Origin of the sequence: Rheinheimera nanhaiensis E407-8 (assembly GCF_000296695.1) — a bacterium.
Lineage (GTDB): Bacteria > Pseudomonadota > Gammaproteobacteria > Enterobacterales > Alteromonadaceae > Alishewanella > Alishewanella nanhaiensis.
The window spans coordinates 57,484-73,069 of sequence record NZ_BAFK01000003.1 but is presented as its reverse complement, the minus strand read 5'-3'; the positions used below and the strand labels follow the sequence as shown (position 1 = coordinate 73,069).

Here is a 15,586-nt window from a genome sequence, read left to right as displayed (position 1 = left end):
GCGCCCACAATTATGCTGCTTTTTTCTGCAGCCGCTTGCCAATACGGAATAAATTATTCAATACTGAAGCAGGTTGCCAATAACAAATTCCACAGAGCTTGGGCAACACAACGAGGATATTCCCTGTATGGTATGTTTACTTAAGATCCGCGGTATGCTGGATCAGATGTCGGTGATCGAGCGCAAGCTGGCAGATTTTATTCTGGATAACGCCCATTTGCTACGGGATTATTCCTCACAACAGCTGGCCGATGCGGTCGGCACCAGCCAATCCAGCGTGGTAAAGTTTTGCCAGAAACTGGGCTATAAAGGCTATCCGGATTTAAAGCTGGCGGTAAGCGAAGCCATTATTACCGCCTCAACCCTGCAGCGGGACAGCAACGAGCCCGGTAATGCAACCAATTTACAACAGCTGGTAGAGCAGTTGCAGTTTAGCCTGCACAACCATTTACGCGGTATTCTGGAAATCAATGAAGAGAAAGCCCTGCATGACGCGGCAGCCTTGTTGCAGCGTGCCGACCGGGTGTTAGTGGCCGGCTTTGGCAAATCAGGCATAGTGGCGCATGACATGCAGTTTCGTTTATTGCAGTTGGGCAAGCTGACGCTGGCACACAGCGACCCGGCACTGTCGCTGCAGCTGGCCGGCACCTTGGGCCCACAAAGTGCCGTGCTGCTGATCTCCGAGTCTGGCCAGAACGCCGATTTACTTAAATTAGCGCGCTACGCTAAACAACAGCAAATTCCGCTGCTTAGCCTGACCAGCTATAAAAGCAATGCGCTAAGCCTGACCGCCGATGTACCGCTGTTTGCGCTCAGCGGCGATGAAAACGTGCGGATAAACCCGATCCTGGTGCAAATGGCGCAGCAGCATTTATGTCATATCCTGTATTTACTGCTGTGCCAGCAACAAAACAGCGACCATCAACTGGAAGAAAACGTCAAGCTGCTACAGGTACTGAAACAGGCTTGAGGCATTAAGCCAGCATTTCCAGGCCATCGATACTGCTAATGCCCAGGCCGGGCGCATCCTCAATGGTAATATCGGCATTATTAAATTTTACGCTGCTTTTTACCGGATCGTAGGCGCACAGTGACGGGCCGTCTAAGTCGATTTTGGTGATCACATCAGATTTTGCCACCGCCACATGCACAGCTGCGGCCACACTGACACTGCCCTCCAGCATGCAGCCAATCATGCACTGCATATCATAAAACGAGCAGATATCGGCAATTTTAATGGCATTGGCAATGCCGCCGGTTTTCATCAGCTTAATATTAATAATGTCCGCCGCGCGCATTTTAATCAGCTCTATTACTTCACGCGGGCCGAAGCTGCTTTCATCGGCCATCACCGGCGTGTGCACCCGCTCGGTGATGTATTTTAAGCCTTCCAGATCATAGGCTTTTACCGGCTGCTCGACCAGTTCCAGCCGCACGCCGGCGTCTTCCAGCTTACGCAGTGCATACACCGCCTCTTTGGCCGTCCAGCCCTGGTTAGCATCCAGCCGGATCAGCGCCTTGCCTTCAACCGCAGCATAAATGGCTTTGACCCGCTCTATGTCGACACCAATGTCTTTGCCCACTTTCACTTTTAAGGTTTCAAAACCGCGCTCTACCGCACTTAACGAGTCGGCCACCATTTTGTCGATGTAATCCACGCTGATGGTAATATCGGTGGTTATCTTTGGCACGCCACCGCCGAGAATTTTATACAGCGGCGCTTTGTATAGCTGGGCAAACAAGTCATACACCGCCATTTCCACTGCCGCCTTGGCGCTGTAGTTTTTCATAATACAGCCCTGAATAAGGCGGATAATGTGGTTTAAATCGCTAACGTCCTGGCCAATCAGCTTGGGCTTTATCACCGTGCGGATAGCTTCAATAATAGAGCCGTGAATATCACCGGTGATCACCGCGGTGGCCGGCGCCTCGCCATAACCCACGTGGCCGCTGTCGGTATGGATCATGACGATAATATCCTCAATACTGTTCACGGTACGCAATGCCGTTTTAAACGGCGTTTTCAGAGGCACCCGTAACATACCCAGTCTGATATCAGTTATTTTCATAGTCGCCTCGGTTAACGCAGTGATTTAATGGCATACAACGCCTCAAGATAAGCATGTTCGGTATTGTTATGCAGTGGCATTAATGGGGTGACCACCACGCCGTTTAAGGTACCCTGATACAGGCCGGCATCGGTAGGGTAAATCAGCGTATTGACCGAGTGGATCATAAACGGCTGCTGCTGCACCCTGCCGATAAACATCGACACATGACCGGGAAAATACAACAAATCTCCCACCCTGGCCTGCGCTAACGCCTGTAACTTTTCAGCCTGGCTGCTGTGCTGATTAAACCTTAGGTTGGTGCCGTAGTTGCCCATGCCCTGCTGAGAGGAGTTACGCGGCATTAGCAAACCAAAGCTGCGAAACACCTCTGAGATAAAACCGGTACAGTCACGGCCGTTATAATCATGACCCCAGCCGTAACGCTCGCCCAAAAACTTAAAGGCCTGGCTTAACAGGTTTCGTTCGGTAAAAGGCAAATAGCCAATACTGACATCGCTGCTAAGCGGCAGCAGCGCCGGCAGAAAATGCAAGCGGCCATCGTTAAGCCGCTGCGGTAATTGCACTATATAACTGGCCAGCGGGTTTTGGCCATGCACATTAAAACCGGTGTCGGCGGCACTTATTAGCGGTAGCCGCACGCCCATGTCCAGTTGTAGTTCTGATAAAGCGGGCTGTGCAGGCGTGTAAGCGGTATGCGCTTTGGCTGCGGTAATGACTAAAAACGGTTCCTGCTCAGCATAGCTAAGCACCTGCTCACGGCTGCCGATGGCCACATCTGCCGCCTGCACCCAGCCGGTGTAATTAAAGCTTTGTACCAGCAGCCAGGCCTTATCACGGCTTTGGTGCAACACCGCCACCGGCTCGGCGACAAATAAGGCAGTTTCGGCAAAACGATCCAGATCAGCATTGCCCTGCTCGTTAACGACCCTATCCAGCGTCGGAAAGGCGCGCAGCGCCGTGCGCTTTACGATAAGCGCAAAAGCGACCGGATTGGTCTCTTTTACGCGATCTTTACCCAGCAGCACCTGATAACGCTGCCAATCTGCTGCGCTAAGCGCGGTGCCGTTGGTGTAAAAGCGTGGGCTTGACGGGATCTTACTGACGTTATCGATAATCGCCGTCAGCTCATCGGCAGAATACTGGCCTGGCAGTGCACTTAACGGCTGCAGTTCCTTCTGCAGCGCAAAGGTTTGCCGGTTACGTTCGGCAATTTGTGCCGTTGTGAGTAACAGCCGGTCGCCCTGGCTTAGCCTTTGCTGCCAAAACTGCAGCTGTAACTGCTCTGGTTGTACAAATGGCACGTCTGTTTTAAACCTAATATTAAGGCTATCTTCACTGGCCGCAATGGCTGGCTTTAGCAAGCCACTACTTAATAGCAGCAGTACTACGCTAAACCAGCTCCTGCTTTTGTAAGCCCTTATCTGCACGCTATTTCTCACAGGTTGATCAGCCTTTATTTACTAGCAACGATAGCGCCAAGGAATGAAATATTCCAACTATTTACAAAAATCAGCATAATTTATTTTCAAAAGGAAAGAAATATTGCTATGTTAATTTTGTGCAGAAATTAAACGTTTTGCACAGGCGATAAAACGGGCACTCAGACCCGGGTAACGGATAGCACTATAAAAACAGAACAACGCAACTCCAGGAGAAAGTGATGAAGTTGAATAAGCTTATTCAGGCCCTTACCCTTGCTGGCCTGAGCAGCCATGCGCTGGCCCAGGACACTGCAGCAGCAAGCGATACGATGCAGGCCGACAGCAAAGTTGAACGGATCCGGGTTACCGGCTCCAGTATTAAGCGCACAGCACTGGAAGGTGCACTGCCTATTACAGTGTTTAGCAAAGCCGATATTGATGCCGCCGGTATTACTTCCGCCGAGCAATTATTACTGCAAATGAACATTGCCGGTAACTCATCAGACAACCTGGCCAGTAACGGCGGTATTGTCTCTGAGGAACAACGCGGCAATAACGGCGTATCGGGCGCTAACCTGCGCGGCCAGGGTGCTGATGCCACGCTAGTGTTACTCAATGGCCGCCGGGTAGCTACGCACGGCTTAAAAGGCCGCGCGGTTGACCTGAACTCTATCCCTTTTGCCGCACTGGAGCGGGTGGAAGTTTTACGTGACGGTGCCTCCGCCGTGTACGGTACCGATGCGATTGGCGGCGTCATTAACTTTATTACCAAACGCGACTACACCGGCGCCGAAGTGTCGGCTTTTGTCGACCATACCGAGGCCGGTGGCGGCAATATATACCGCGGTAATATCCTGTTTGGTACCGGCGACATTAACAAAGACGGCTGGAACGCCTTTGCTACGCTGTCGTTTAAAAAGAACGAAGTGTTAAAGGGCACCGACCGTGATTTTTCCAATACCTTTCAGCCCGAGCGAGGCTTATCGCCCGACACCCGGGGCACACCTTTTGCCACAGTATTTAACCGCGGCGCTACCGAAGCCAACCTGATAGGCACTGGCCTGGTTGACCCGCTCGATGGCCAGTCGATTATTGCAGTGAATATTCTTGACTTGCCAGGCGCAGCTGGTTGTGAAACCGGTGGCGATATGATGGGGCCTTATGATCAAAGATTATGGAGCTCAGAGTCGTCGCGTTATGCCTGTGCCTGGGACTACCCGGCAGCGGCACGTATTCAGCAGCCGCAGGAAAGCATCGACTTTATCGGCCGCGCCAGCTTCAAACTGGCAGAAGAGCATATGGCCACGCTGGAGTTTGTTGCCTCTGAAGTGGATGTCAGTAAAGCCTTTGAACCTTACCAGATTTCACCCAGTTCAACCTTTGGCCCCGCTACCTGGTATCCCAGCACCGGCGAGTCTTATGATCTTATATATAACGCGTTGGCCGACTATTTTGGCGAAGATCAGTTAAATTATGGCGAGCGTATTGCGTACCGCTGGCGCTGTATTGCCTGTGGCGGCCGTGAAATTGACACCACCACCAAGGCATACCGCTTTTTAGCCGCTTTTGAAGGTGTTATCGCAAACTGGGACTACAATGTTGGCTTATCGCGCGCATCCAGTGAATCTGACTCGGTATTAGGCGATGGTTATTACTTTACCGATGCGCTGCAGGTAGCGCTGGGTAGCGGTGATTTAAACCCCTTCTTGTTACCCGGCCAAAGCCAGAGTGCCGCCGGCCTGGCAGCATTAGCGTCTGCCTCTGCCCGCGGGGTTACCCTCTATGGTGGCGAGTCTATTATGACGCAGCTGGACGCGACCGTATCCGGTGAAGTGGGCTTCGAACTGCCCGGTGGCGAAATAATGATGGCACTGGGTGCCGATTTACGCCGTGAAGAGTTTAAGTTTAATGGTGATGAACGCGCCGAGATGCGGCCGGTATTTTTAGCGCCCTTTGATAACGCCAACGTACTGGATAAAGTCAGCCGCGATATCAAAGCGGTGTTTGCGGAGTTTTATCTGCCAGTAACCGACGAGCTGGAAGTTACCCTGGCCGGACGCTACGACAAATACGACGGTTTTGGCAGCACCACCAACCCTAAAGTGTCATTTAGCTACAAACCACTGGAGCAACTGATGCTGCGTGGTGCCTTTAGTACCGGTTTTAAGGTGCCGTCTTTTAATCAGCTGTTTAACGGCATCACCGAGTTACAGTACACCGGCCTGGATCTGGCAGACCCAGAAAGCTGCCCCGGTGGTGTTGCTGATGAAAATGTTGCTGGCTGTGAGCGCATCCAACCGGTTGAATTATTTGGTGGTAAACCCGACTTAGCACCGGAAGAGTCAGAGCAAAAAAGCTTCGGTGTCGTTGTCGTCCCTACCGATTACTTTAACTTTAGTCTGGACTGGTGGGAGATTGAGCGTACCGACACTATCCGCTCTGCACCGCGCGAGGTGCTGATCGACAACTACGATTTATTCACTGCCAACTGGATCCGTAATGCGCAGGGTGAAGTGGTGGCGATTGACCGGCGTTATATCAACTCTGGCGGTTCATTAACCCAGGGTATTGAGCTGGACATGAACCTGACAGGCGAGCTGGCCGGCGGCGCCTGGAAAATTAACCTGAACGCCAGTTATATCGATACCTTTAAAACCAAAGGCTTAGACAGCTTACCTTACAGCGAAAACTTAGTTGGCGAGTACGTGCGTTACTACAACCTGCCGATTAAATGGAAGCACACCCTTAACTTCAGCTACGTACATGGCGACTGGAGCCACAGCCTGACACAGCTGTACCGTGATGGCTACAAAGATGAATTACCGGTCAGTGTGCGTAACGAAACCTATATTCCGTCACAATGGAACCCGAATGTCGATGAATACATTACCTATAACTACAGCGTCAGTTATGCCGGTATTGATAATATGAGACTGACCTTTGGTATCAAAAATCTGTTTGATGAAGACCCACCGTTTACCGCGCACCAAAACGACTTTGCTGCCGGTGCCGCCTGGGAACCTCGTGTAGCAGATCCGCGTGGCCGGGCTTATACCCTGTTACTGGAATATAAGTTTATGTAACTCTGTATCCTAGTTATTCGGCTGTTCCTGGTAATTTTCTGCCCGCCCTGTGCGGGCTTTTTTCTGCGCCGTTGTTCTGCACCAATTCCTTGTGGCGCAGCACAGAGCAAAAAACAAAAAACCGCAGCCTGTTACAGCTGCGGTTTTTCTGTTGTTTGTTGTGAGCCAGCCATTAAGCCGGGTTCTGTGCTCTGTTGCCAGAGTGACAATCATTCCTCTAGGACTTAAGTCGCCTTAAGCCTCAAGCAATCTACCCGCCCCCAACGCGGGCCGCGCCAAAGGGGGCCTATTTGATCTTGCTCCGGGTGGAGTTTACCGTGCCACGAACTGTTACCAGCCGCGCGGTGCGCTCTTACCGCACCCTTTCACCCTTACCTGATCCCACTTGCGTGGGCCATCGGCGGTTTGCTCTCTGTTGCACTGGTCGTAGGCTCGCGCCCCCCAGGCGTTACCTGGCACCCTGCCCTGTGGAGCCCGGACTTTCCTCCCCCTGCTTGCGCAGGCAGCGATTGTCTTGGCCAACTCACGAGCGCAATTATACCGGTTTTACTCGGTTTCACCAGTTAATTGCAATGCCACTTTATATAAGGCGTTTTTCTTGCCGCCATGGATTTGTGCGGTTAACGCCGCCGCTTTTTTTAACGGCAGCTCAGTCAGTAATAACTTCAGCGTGCTAAGCTCCGCCTCGCTGATGTCGCTTTCTGCTTTGGGTGTGGGGGCTATCATCAGCACCATTTCGCCCTGACAGCGCTGTGGGTCAGCCTCTAGCCAGGCACTGATTTGCGTGGCGGTGCCGTATTCCAGATGTTCGAAGGTTTTGGTCAGCTCTTTGGCCAGTACCAACTCGCGCGCATCGCCAAATACCGCAGCTACGTCCTGCAGGCTGTCTTTAATGCGCCGCGCCGTGTCGTAGCAAATAATAGTGCCCACACCGGCCGGCACTTCAGCTAACTGGTTTTGCCGCTGCTGGCTTTTCGGCAGTAAAAAACCGATAAAGTGAAACTTGTCGGTCGGCAAACCTGCCGCACATAAGGCCGTGATCAGGGCACAGGGCCCCGGAACAGGAATTACCCGCACGCCAGCGTCGCGGCATTGGCGCACCAGGCTGTAGCCGGGGTCGCTGATCAGTGGGGTGCCGGCATCCGACACCAACGCCACATGTTCCCCAGCCAGGCATTTTTGGATAATACTGGCGGCGCGCTGCTTTTCGTTGTGATCGTGCAGCGCGATAGTTTTGGCGCTAATGCCCAAATGCGACAACAGCCGGCCGGTGTGGCGGGTGTCTTCTGCCGCTATCCAGTCAACCTGCTGTAATGTAGTAATAGCCCGCTGGCTAATATCGTCTAAATTGCCAATCGGGGTGGCGACTACGTATAAAAAACCGTTCTGTTTTGCCATTCTGTGATTTACACACGCTATTTATTTGAGCTTAGGTGGCAGTCTCAGTAAGATAAGACCCATATTTCCGGCTATGGTACTGCGCATTGTGACTTCCAGCAAATTAAAGCCCCTGTTATTTCTCGCCGCCGGCGCACTGCTTGCCAGCTGTGCCCAGCGCCCGGCACCTGACACCAGTACATCAGTGTCTTTGCCTGATAAGCCGCTCAGCAAGGTTGACGACAGCCAACAAACGGCGCGGCAACTGTATCAACTCGCGGGCAATTATCAGCAGGAAGCCAGGCATTATCAGCTGTTAAAAGCCGCACGGCAGGCGCTGCAAGAGCAGGATTATCTGCTGGCGCTGGCCATTAGCGAAAACCTGAAAAACAGCCGCTACCCGATGATAGTGCAGCAAAACACCTTAGTGCTGTTAAAAGCCTATCTGGCTACCCAACAGCAGCACAGTATCAGTGCCTTACTGGAGCAAACCAAGGTGCCAACCCTGCCACAGGCCGATCAGGCCGAATTTGTCTGGCTGGCCGGCGGTTACCAGTTAGCCCAGCAGCGTTATTTGCAAGCCAGCCGTTACCTGCTGCAGCTGGATGCGCTGGATACCGGCGCCCAGCGCTATCCGCAATACCCGGATTTACTCTGGCAGAGCCTGTCTGCACTGACTGACAGCCAGCTGCAGAGCCTGCGCACCGGCGCAAGTCAGGCCACATTGGGCTGGTTAGAGCTAGCGCAGCTGAGCCGCCGTTATATCGGTAAGCCCGATGCCTTGCAGCAAGCCTTTGCCGACTGGCAGCGCCGTTATGTGCAACTCAGCAGCCGGCTGACACTGCCGGCGGCCCTTAGCCAGTTACTTAACCTGACACCTTACCAGCCACAGCGTATTGCCGTGCTGCTGCCCCTTAGCGGGCAGTTTCGCCAGCATGCGCAGGCCATTCAGTATGGCATTTTAGCCGCTGCCAGCGCCCAGCAAGCCGCCGGGTTGGTGTTTATCGACAGCCAGCAGCCGAACGAAGTGCTGGCTGAGCAGGTGCGTCTCTCCGGCGCCGACTTTGTCATCGGGCCTTTGCTAAAACCCCAGGTTGACCGGATAAGCCAGGACGACAACTGGCGCTGGCCAACACTGTTTTTAAACAGTAAAGAGCCAGCCGTGCCAGCCAAAGCCGAGCAATTTTATTTTGCCCTTAGCATGGAAGATGAAGCCGCCCAAATGGCCCAGCTATTTGCGCAAAAAAATTATCAGCGCCCGGTAGTGATTAGCACCAACACCAATATTGCGCTGCGTATGCAGCAGCGTTTTGCCGCGCACTGGCAAGCTCTGGGGCATAGCGCACCTGAGCTGCATCAGTTTGGCAATAAGGCCGAGCTTGAGCAGTTAATCAGCCAGTTGCTGGAAACCGATAAAAGCCGTGAGCGGATCAAACAGCTAAATAACCTGATCCCGGACAAACTGGAAGCCGACCCGCATAGCCGGCTGGATATAGACGCTATTTATCTGCTGGCCGATCCGGTACAAACCCGTTTGTTTAAGCCCTTTGTCGATGTATCGGTAAGCCAGACAGCACCGCGGTTGCCGCTGTATGCCAGCTCACGCAGCCACAGTACCAGCCTGGACAGCACCGATTTACGCGACTTAAACGGTTTAACCTTTACCGAAATGCCGTGGATGCTGGCCGAGCAAAATAGTCGGGCGCTACGTGAGCAATATCAGCAGCTGTTTGCCGAGCAGGATGAAACCCTGCAGCGCTTATTCGCCATGGGCGTGGATGCTTACAATCTGGTGGGCAGCCTGCGCCAGCAGCAGCAACTGCCGGCTACCGTGTTTTATGGCCTGACCGGCCGGCTACAACTGGATGCCAGCGGTAGCCTGGTACGGCAGCTCAGCTGGGCAGCCTATCGCAATAACCGCTTAATTCCATTGCAGGAACCCTAAGCGAAAATGAATAAGTCATTATGAACAACTTAGGCCAACACTATGAGCAGCTGGCTGCCGACTACCTGCAACAGCAGGGCCTGCGGTTAATTAGCAGCAATTTTCAGTGTAAAGCCGGTGAAATAGACCTTATTATGCGCGAGGGCGACACCCTGGTGTTTGTCGAGGTAAAATACCGCGCCAGTGCCGCCTTTGGTGGGGCCATGGCGGCAGTCACTTACAGCAAGCAGCAAAAGTTGCTGCGGGCCAGCCGCTGGTATCTGCAGCAACACCGGTTGTCAGATCAGCCGTGCCGGCTGGATGTGCTGGCGATAGAGGGGCAGCCGCCGTTTCAGTATCACTGGGTTAAAAATGCCATTGGCCAGTAAACTGGCCATACTAACCCGCTTACGCAGGACAGCCTGATGCAAGAGCATATTCGTCAGCTTTTTAGTGAAAATATTCAAACCATGATCGCCGCAGGTGAAAGCCTGTCTGGCCCGCTGGAAAACGCCGCCTTTGTGATTGTGAATAACCTGGTTAGCGGCGGCAAAGTGATTTGCGTTGGCGAAGGGGCTACCAGTGCGCTGGCCAGCCATTTTTGTCAGCTGTTGCTAGACCAGTTTGAAACCGAGCGGCCCTGCTTGCCGGCGCTGGCCCTGTGTAACCAGAATAACAGCCTGCAGCATAGTCATCAGCAAGACTATCTGGCACGGCAAATTAAGGCGCTGGGCCAAAGCCAGGACGTGTTACTGGTAGTCTCCAGCAGTGGCAGTGAACCCAGCCTGATAAAAGCAGTCGAAGCAGCACTGACCAACGATATGAAAATTATTGCGCTCACCGTAGATGGCAGCGGTGAGCTGTCGGGCTTACTGAACCAGCAGGACGTTGAACTAAAAGTACCGGCACACCGGCGGGCACGCATTTTTGAATGTTACACCTTTTTATTGCACACCTTGTGCGAACTGATTGATATGACGTTGTTTCCACAACAAGGAGATTTATGAATACGCTAAAGCTTATCGGTGCCTGTGTCATGCTGGCCTTATTACAAGGCTGCGCTGCCGCCGTAGTGGCCGGTGGCGCAACGGCCGTCACCTCTGCCAACGACAGGCGCACCCTGGGTGCCCAGATAGACGATAAAAACGTGGTGCTAAAAGCACAGCGCGCGCTGGCCGACAACCCCTTAACAGCCGAGGGCAGCAACATTAATATCACCAGCTATAACGGTGTGGTGCTGTTAACCGGCCAAACCCGCACCGAGCAAATCCGCCAGCAGGCGCAGCAGCTGGTGCGCGGCATAGATGGTGTGCGCGATGTGCAAAACCAGATAAGGCTGGGTAATAACACCGGCATGACTACCCGCACCCGTGACGGCTGGATCTCCACCAAAGTTAAAACTCAGCTGTTAGCCGACGAACAAGTTAGCGGCCTGAACATTAAGGTGGTGACCGAGAACGCTGAAGTGTTTTTAATGGGTATTGTCAGTGCGCAGGAAGCACAAAAAGCCGTTGATATCGCCCGCCACGTCGAAGGCGTCGCCCGCGTCGTGCAGGCGTTTGAAATCCGCCAAAACTAACCAAGTTGCCGCTTAGCATCTGCCTAAGCGGCACAGGCTTAACACTCCTGCAGCGCCTTTAGCACCTTAGAGTGAAATTCGCGCTGCTTCATTACCAGCATCACCACCACCGACGCCACCATAAACAGTAGCGGGTCGATAAACCAGGTTAGTGCCGATAAAGAGAAATATATTGAGCGCAGGCCATAGTTAAACGAGTGACCGGCCTGATCAATCACTTTAGAAGCGCGGTTAGCGTACAGCAGCTGCTCATCGTTGGTCATGCCGCGGCCATCCGGCGCGGCGCCAATTAATACGCCGCAAAAGCCATACTGACGCAACGACCAGGTAAACTGGAAAAAAGCAAACACGAAGATAAACACCAGCAGCAACAGTTTTAGCTGTACCGCGCCCTCGCTGTAACTGGCCCAGGGCACCAGGTTAGATAACATCAGGCTGAGTTTTTCCGCCGAGGCCATCGCCGTCAGTAAACCGGCCAGGATCAGCAAGGTGCTGGAAGCAAAGAAGGTCACGTTGCGCTCTAAGGTCGAAATAAGCCCGACATCGGCCATTTTGTTATCGCGCAGCAGCATCTTTTGCATCCAGTCATTGCGTTTGCGCCTGAGCTCAAACGACAAACAACTGACCGCCTTCGCCCGCCGTTTGGCAAAGAGGGTGTAACCAATCCACAAACCGAAAAACCACAGTACTGCAATCAGGTCCAGGCTGCCTGCCATCTTCTGTCTCCTGTTGTTAGCCGCCCACCAGCTTACGCTATTTTGCCGCGATTTTGCAGCGCCTGCCTGCGGTTATGTCGCCAGGCATCGGCGGTATAAAGCAACAGCGCCAACCAAATAAGGCCAAAGGTCACCAGCCGCTCAGCAGCAAAAGGTTCATGGTATAACCAGACGCCAAACACAAACATGCAGCTTGGGCCTATATACTGAAAAAAGCCCATAGTCGACAGCTGTAACCTGCGGGCACCGGCAATAAAACACAGCAGTGGCACGGTAGTAACCAACCCCGCGGCTAGTAAGTAGCTATTAAGCGTGGCACTGTTATGCAGCAGGTTCACTGCGCTGCTATCGGCATAACTGTGCCAGTACCATAGCGCCAGCGGCAACAGCAGCAAAGATTCGATAAACAAACCGCTAATCGCATCGACGTTAAGTTTTTTGCGCATCAGGCCGTAGATGGCAAAGGAGCCCGCCAGCGTCAGCGCTATCCAGGGCAACGAGCCAAAGGTAATAAGCTGGATCAGCACGCCGCTGGTGGCCAGTATTACTGCTGTCCATTGCAGGCGGCGCAACCGCTCACCCAAAAACAGCATACCCAGCAGCACATTCAGCAGTGGGTTAATGTAGTAACCTAAACTGGCATCCAGCATATGCTGGTTGTTTACCGCCCAGATAAACAGCCCCCAGTTGCCGCCTAACAGCACTGCCGATAGCAATAACCAACCCAGCATCTTCGGCTGGCGCAGTACCGCCATCACTTTAGCGCCTTGCTTTAATAGCAACAACACCAGCAATAACAGCACAAAAGACCAGACAATCCGGTGGATCAAAATCTCACTGGCGGGAATAAAGTCAATTTGCTTAAAGTACAGCGGGGCCAGCCCCCACAGGCTGTAGGCACTGGCAGCAAATAACCCACCCAGTTTTTGTTCACGGCTTAATGGCATAAGGTACTCCGGCGAAAGAGTAGCTATTATACGTGGCTACAGGCACTTAGCGCAGCGGCTTTATCGGCAAAAAACAGCTAACCGGCCCGGCGTTTGAAAATAACAGGCCAATTAACGGTTCCGGCTATGCCATTAAGGCTTTAGAATGGCGGCTGATTGTAAGTAACTGTTGGTTTAACGTGCACGCCGATTTATTACCCTTATTAAAACAGCATTTCGGTTACAGCGAATTTCGCAGTGGCCAGCACGCGGTAATTGAAGCCGCTTTGGCCGGCCAGGACAGCTTTGTGTTGATGCCGACCGGTGGTGGTAAATCGCTGTGTTATCAGTTACCGGCGTTATTACTGCCACAGGTGACCATAGTGGTATCGCCATTGATGTCGCTGATGAAAGATCAGGTCGATGCGCTCAAAGCTAATGGTATCGCTGCCGAGTTTGTCAACAGCAGCCTAAGCCGTGAGCAGGTGCTGCAGGTGTTTGCCCGCCTGCGCCAGGGCACTTTAAAACTGCTATATGTGGCGCCAGAGCGCCTGCTACAGCCGCAGTTTTTAGACCGGCTGCAGGATGTTGGCGTCAGTTTGTTCGCTATAGACGAAGCGCACTGTATTTCACAATGGGGCCATGATTTTCGCCCCGACTATATGGCGCTGGCGCTGTTAAAGCAGCGTTTTGCCAGCGTGCCGGTGATGGCGTTGACAGCCACCGCCGATAGCGCGACACGGCAGGACATTTTGCAGCAACTAAACCTGCAGCAACCCTATGTGCATTTAGGTAGCTTTGACCGGCCTAACATTCGCTACACAGTGCAGGAAAAATTCCGCCCCACCGAGCAGCTGATAAGCTACCTGCAGCAACAAGACGGTGCCAGTGGCATAGTGTACTGCAGCTCGCGGCGCAAGGTAGATGAGCTGACCGAGCAGTTAAAACAGCGCGGCTTTAACGCGGCCGCTTACCATGCCGGCCTTAGCAGCGACGAGCGTAATCAGGTGCAGGACGCCTTTAAACGCGACGATTACCAACTGATTGTTGCCACCGTCGCCTTTGGCATGGGGGTGAATAAATCCAATATCCGCTTTGTGGTGCACTTTGAGTTACCCCGCACCATCGAGGCGTATTACCAGGAAACCGGCCGTGCCGGGCGCGATGGCGTGCCCGCCGAAGCCATGCTGCTGTTTGATCCGGCCGATATTGGCCGGATGAAGCGCTGGCTCGACAATGAAGAAAACCAGCAACGGGCCGAAGTCACCTGGCAGCGCTTTTTGGCGATGGCGGCCTTTGCTGAAGCACAAACCTGTCGCCGTCAGGTGCTACTGAATTATTTTGGTGAGGCGCGCCAAACCCGTTGCGGCAACTGCGATATTTGTCTGCAGCCGCCACAGCAGTTTAATGCTACCGAACTGGCGCAAAAAGCGCTGTCCTGCGTGTACCGCGTGGGGCAGAGCTTTGGCATGCACCATGTGATTGAGGTGCTACGCGGCGGCCACAGCCAGAAAATTACTGAACTTGGCCATGATAAGCTATCGACCTGGGGCCTGGGTAAAGACTTAAGCCACGACTACTGGCTGAGCATTTTGCGCCAGCTTATTCACTTTGGTTTACTGCAGCAGGATATTACCGCCCATTCGGTGCTAAAGCTACAGCCGGCGGCAAGGCCGGTACTGCGCGGCGAAACCGAACTGATGCTGGCGGTGCCGCGTTTGCAAAGCGTGAAACGCGAGCCAGAGCGACGTGCGGTGCAAAAGTACGACCGGCTGTTATTTGCCCGCTTAAAGGCGCTGCGTAAGCGCATTGCCGAGCGTGATGATGTGCCGCCTTTTGTCGTCTTTAGTGATGCCAGCCTGATTGATATGTGTCAGCAGTTACCTACGGACAAAGCCAGCTTACTGGCAGTATCGGGTGTGGGCCAAACCAAGCTGGCGCGCTATGGCGCCGACTTTTTAGATGAGATAGCTGATTATCTGGCGGCAGACGCATCATCAGCCGCCGGCGGGTAAACTGGCATAAAACGCCGCAATATTAGCAATATCTGCATCGCTTAAGCCCGAGGCCATCGGTGACATAATCGGGTTTTTCCGCTCACCATCCCGATAGGCCTTAATCGACGCTTCCAGATAGCGTACTTTCTGGCCAGCCAGATTGGGATAATCAGGGATCACCGAAATACCATTAGCGCCATGGCAGGCGGCGCACACTGCGGCTTTGGCTTTGCCGGCGTCGATATCGGCAGCAGCCACGCCAGCAGAGCCTAATAACATTACTGTCATCAATAGCATGTGTTTCATCAGGGCACCTTTTTATTGTTTTGTTAAATTAAAACTAAGGTACACCATGCACAGCAGAGAAAAAAGCCCCGCCCTGCACGATGTATTGGCGAGCAGACAGGTTTTTCTGCTGACACTGTCAGCTGCGGTATGTTACTGTTTAGCGCCAAATTTATTAACATCGCCCAGGCCAACAAGGAGTATTA

The 15,586-nt window shown here is 53.1% G+C and carries 13 protein-coding genes and 1 other RNA gene; 7 read left to right on the top strand and 7 right to left on the bottom strand.

Translation table 11 applies throughout. The annotated features are described in order from the left end of the window. The first annotated feature begins 127 nt into the window (after positions 1–127). Positions 128–970 (top strand): MurR/RpiR family transcriptional regulator, encoded by an 843-nt coding sequence (locus tag RNAN_RS03260; RefSeq protein ID WP_008218717.1) that lies wholly within the window; start codon positions 128–130, stop codon positions 968–970. Between the two features lie 4 nt (positions 971–974). Here RNAN_RS03260 and RNAN_RS03255 read toward each other — a convergent pair whose 3' ends face one another. Further along, a complete protein-coding gene (locus RNAN_RS03255) occupies positions 975–2,069 on the bottom strand; it encodes a dipeptide epimerase (protein ID WP_008218716.1) in 1,095 nt (364 codons plus the stop codon). Between the two features lie 11 nt (positions 2,070–2,080). Further along, the gene (locus tag RNAN_RS03250) at positions 2,081–3,373 is read right to left on the bottom strand and encodes an SH3 domain-containing protein (protein ID WP_148275642.1); all 1,293 of its coding nucleotides are present in this window, start codon (positions 3,371–3,373) and stop codon (positions 2,081–2,083) included. 359 nt (positions 3,374–3,732) lie between these two features. On the opposite strand from RNAN_RS03250, the gene RNAN_RS03245 reads away from it, so the two are divergent. Beyond that, entirely contained in the window at positions 3,733–6,576 is a 2,844-nt protein-coding gene (locus tag RNAN_RS03245; RefSeq protein WP_008218712.1) for a TonB-dependent receptor, read from the top strand. Between the two features lie 157 nt (positions 6,577–6,733). On the opposite strand, the gene rnpB is transcribed toward RNAN_RS03245, so the two are convergent. Together rnpB and rsmI are read right to left on the bottom strand one after the other, a co-directional pair. Next, positions 6,734–7,102: RNase P RNA component class A (gene rnpB, locus RNAN_RS18625), an RNA gene on the bottom strand. Positions 7,103–7,122: 20 nt separating this feature from the next. After that, positions 7,123–7,974, bottom strand: coding sequence for a 16S rRNA (cytidine(1402)-2'-O)-methyltransferase (gene rsmI, locus RNAN_RS03240; RefSeq protein WP_008218709.1), 852 nt, complete (start codon positions 7,972–7,974; stop codon positions 7,123–7,125). An 88-nt stretch (positions 7,975–8,062) separates the two neighbouring features. Between rsmI and RNAN_RS03235 the strand changes: the two genes are divergently transcribed. The 4 genes from RNAN_RS03235 to dolP are packed head-to-tail and all read left to right on the top strand — an operon-like array spanning position 8,063 to position 11,456. Next, entirely contained in the window at positions 8,063–9,898 is a 1,836-nt protein-coding gene (locus tag RNAN_RS03235; RefSeq protein WP_237739881.1) for a penicillin-binding protein activator, read from the top strand. A gap of 20 nt (positions 9,899–9,918) precedes the next feature. Next, positions 9,919–10,266 carry a YraN family protein gene (locus RNAN_RS03230; RefSeq protein ID WP_008218705.1) on the top strand — a complete coding sequence of 116 codons (348 nt, stop codon included), beginning with the start codon at positions 9,919–9,921 and terminating at the stop codon, positions 10,264–10,266. A gap of 36 nt (positions 10,267–10,302) precedes the next feature. Beyond that, positions 10,303–10,884 carry an SIS domain-containing protein gene (locus RNAN_RS03225; protein WP_008218702.1) on the top strand — a complete coding sequence of 194 codons (582 nt, stop codon included), beginning with the start codon at positions 10,303–10,305 and terminating at the stop codon, positions 10,882–10,884. Continuing rightward, entirely contained in the window at positions 10,881–11,456 is a 576-nt protein-coding gene (dolP, locus tag RNAN_RS03220) for a division/outer membrane stress-associated lipid-binding lipoprotein (RefSeq protein ID WP_008218701.1), read from the top strand. Before RNAN_RS03225 ends, dolP begins: the two co-directional genes overlap by 4 nt. A gap of 38 nt (positions 11,457–11,494) precedes the next feature. Here the strand turns inward: dolP and RNAN_RS03215 are convergent, their stop codons facing one another. Together RNAN_RS03215 and rarD are read right to left on the bottom strand one after the other, a co-directional pair. Then, positions 11,495–12,172: a DUF599 domain-containing protein gene (locus RNAN_RS03215; RefSeq protein WP_008218699.1), complete on the bottom strand. Its 678-nt coding sequence runs from the start codon at positions 12,170–12,172 to the stop codon at positions 11,495–11,497. A gap of 32 nt (positions 12,173–12,204) precedes the next feature. Continuing rightward, complete coding sequence (gene rarD, locus RNAN_RS03210; RefSeq protein ID WP_008218697.1) at positions 12,205–13,119, bottom strand: EamA family transporter RarD; 915 nt, start codon at positions 13,117–13,119, stop codon at positions 12,205–12,207. 179 nt (positions 13,120–13,298) lie between these two features. On the opposite strand from rarD, the gene recQ reads away from it, so the two are divergent. Beyond that, on the top strand, positions 13,299–15,113 hold the full coding sequence (gene recQ, locus RNAN_RS03205) for a DNA helicase RecQ (protein WP_008218695.1): 1,815 nt from the start codon (positions 13,299–13,301) through the stop codon (positions 15,111–15,113). On the opposite strand, the gene RNAN_RS03200 is transcribed toward recQ, so the two are convergent. Then, positions 15,096–15,401, bottom strand: a complete 306-nt coding sequence (locus tag RNAN_RS03200) for a c-type cytochrome (protein WP_008218693.1) — start codon at positions 15,399–15,401, stop codon at positions 15,096–15,098. The two genes, recQ and RNAN_RS03200, sit on opposite strands and share 18 nt — an antisense overlap. Positions 15,402–15,586: the final 185 nt, after the last annotated feature.

Bases quoted from the DNA above. Each gene is read 5' to 3' on its own strand.
- RNAN_RS03260 (WP_008218717.1), top strand. From the start codon at position 128: ATGGTATGTTTACTTAAGATCCGCGGTATGCTGGATCAGATGTCGGTG.
- RNAN_RS03255 (WP_008218716.1), bottom strand. From the start codon at position 2,069: ATGAAAATAACTGATATCAGACTGGGTATGTTACGGGTGCCTCTGAAA.
- RNAN_RS03245 (WP_008218712.1), top strand. From the start codon at position 3,733: ATGAAGTTGAATAAGCTTATTCAGGCCCTTACCCTTGCTGGCCTGAGC.
- rsmI (WP_008218709.1), bottom strand. From the start codon at position 7,974: ATGGCAAAACAGAACGGTTTTTTATACGTAGTCGCCACCCCGATTGGC.
- RNAN_RS03230 (WP_008218705.1), top strand. From the start codon at position 9,919: ATGAACAACTTAGGCCAACACTATGAGCAGCTGGCTGCCGACTACCTG.
- RNAN_RS03225 (WP_008218702.1), top strand. From the start codon at position 10,303: ATGCAAGAGCATATTCGTCAGCTTTTTAGTGAAAATATTCAAACCATG.
- dolP (WP_008218701.1), top strand. From the start codon at position 10,881: ATGAATACGCTAAAGCTTATCGGTGCCTGTGTCATGCTGGCCTTATTA.
- RNAN_RS03215 (WP_008218699.1), bottom strand. From the start codon at position 12,172: ATGGCAGGCAGCCTGGACCTGATTGCAGTACTGTGGTTTTTCGGTTTG.
- rarD (WP_008218697.1), bottom strand. From the start codon at position 13,119: ATGCCATTAAGCCGTGAACAAAAACTGGGTGGGTTATTTGCTGCCAGT.
- RNAN_RS03200 (WP_008218693.1), bottom strand. From the start codon at position 15,401: ATGAAACACATGCTATTGATGACAGTAATGTTATTAGGCTCTGCTGGC.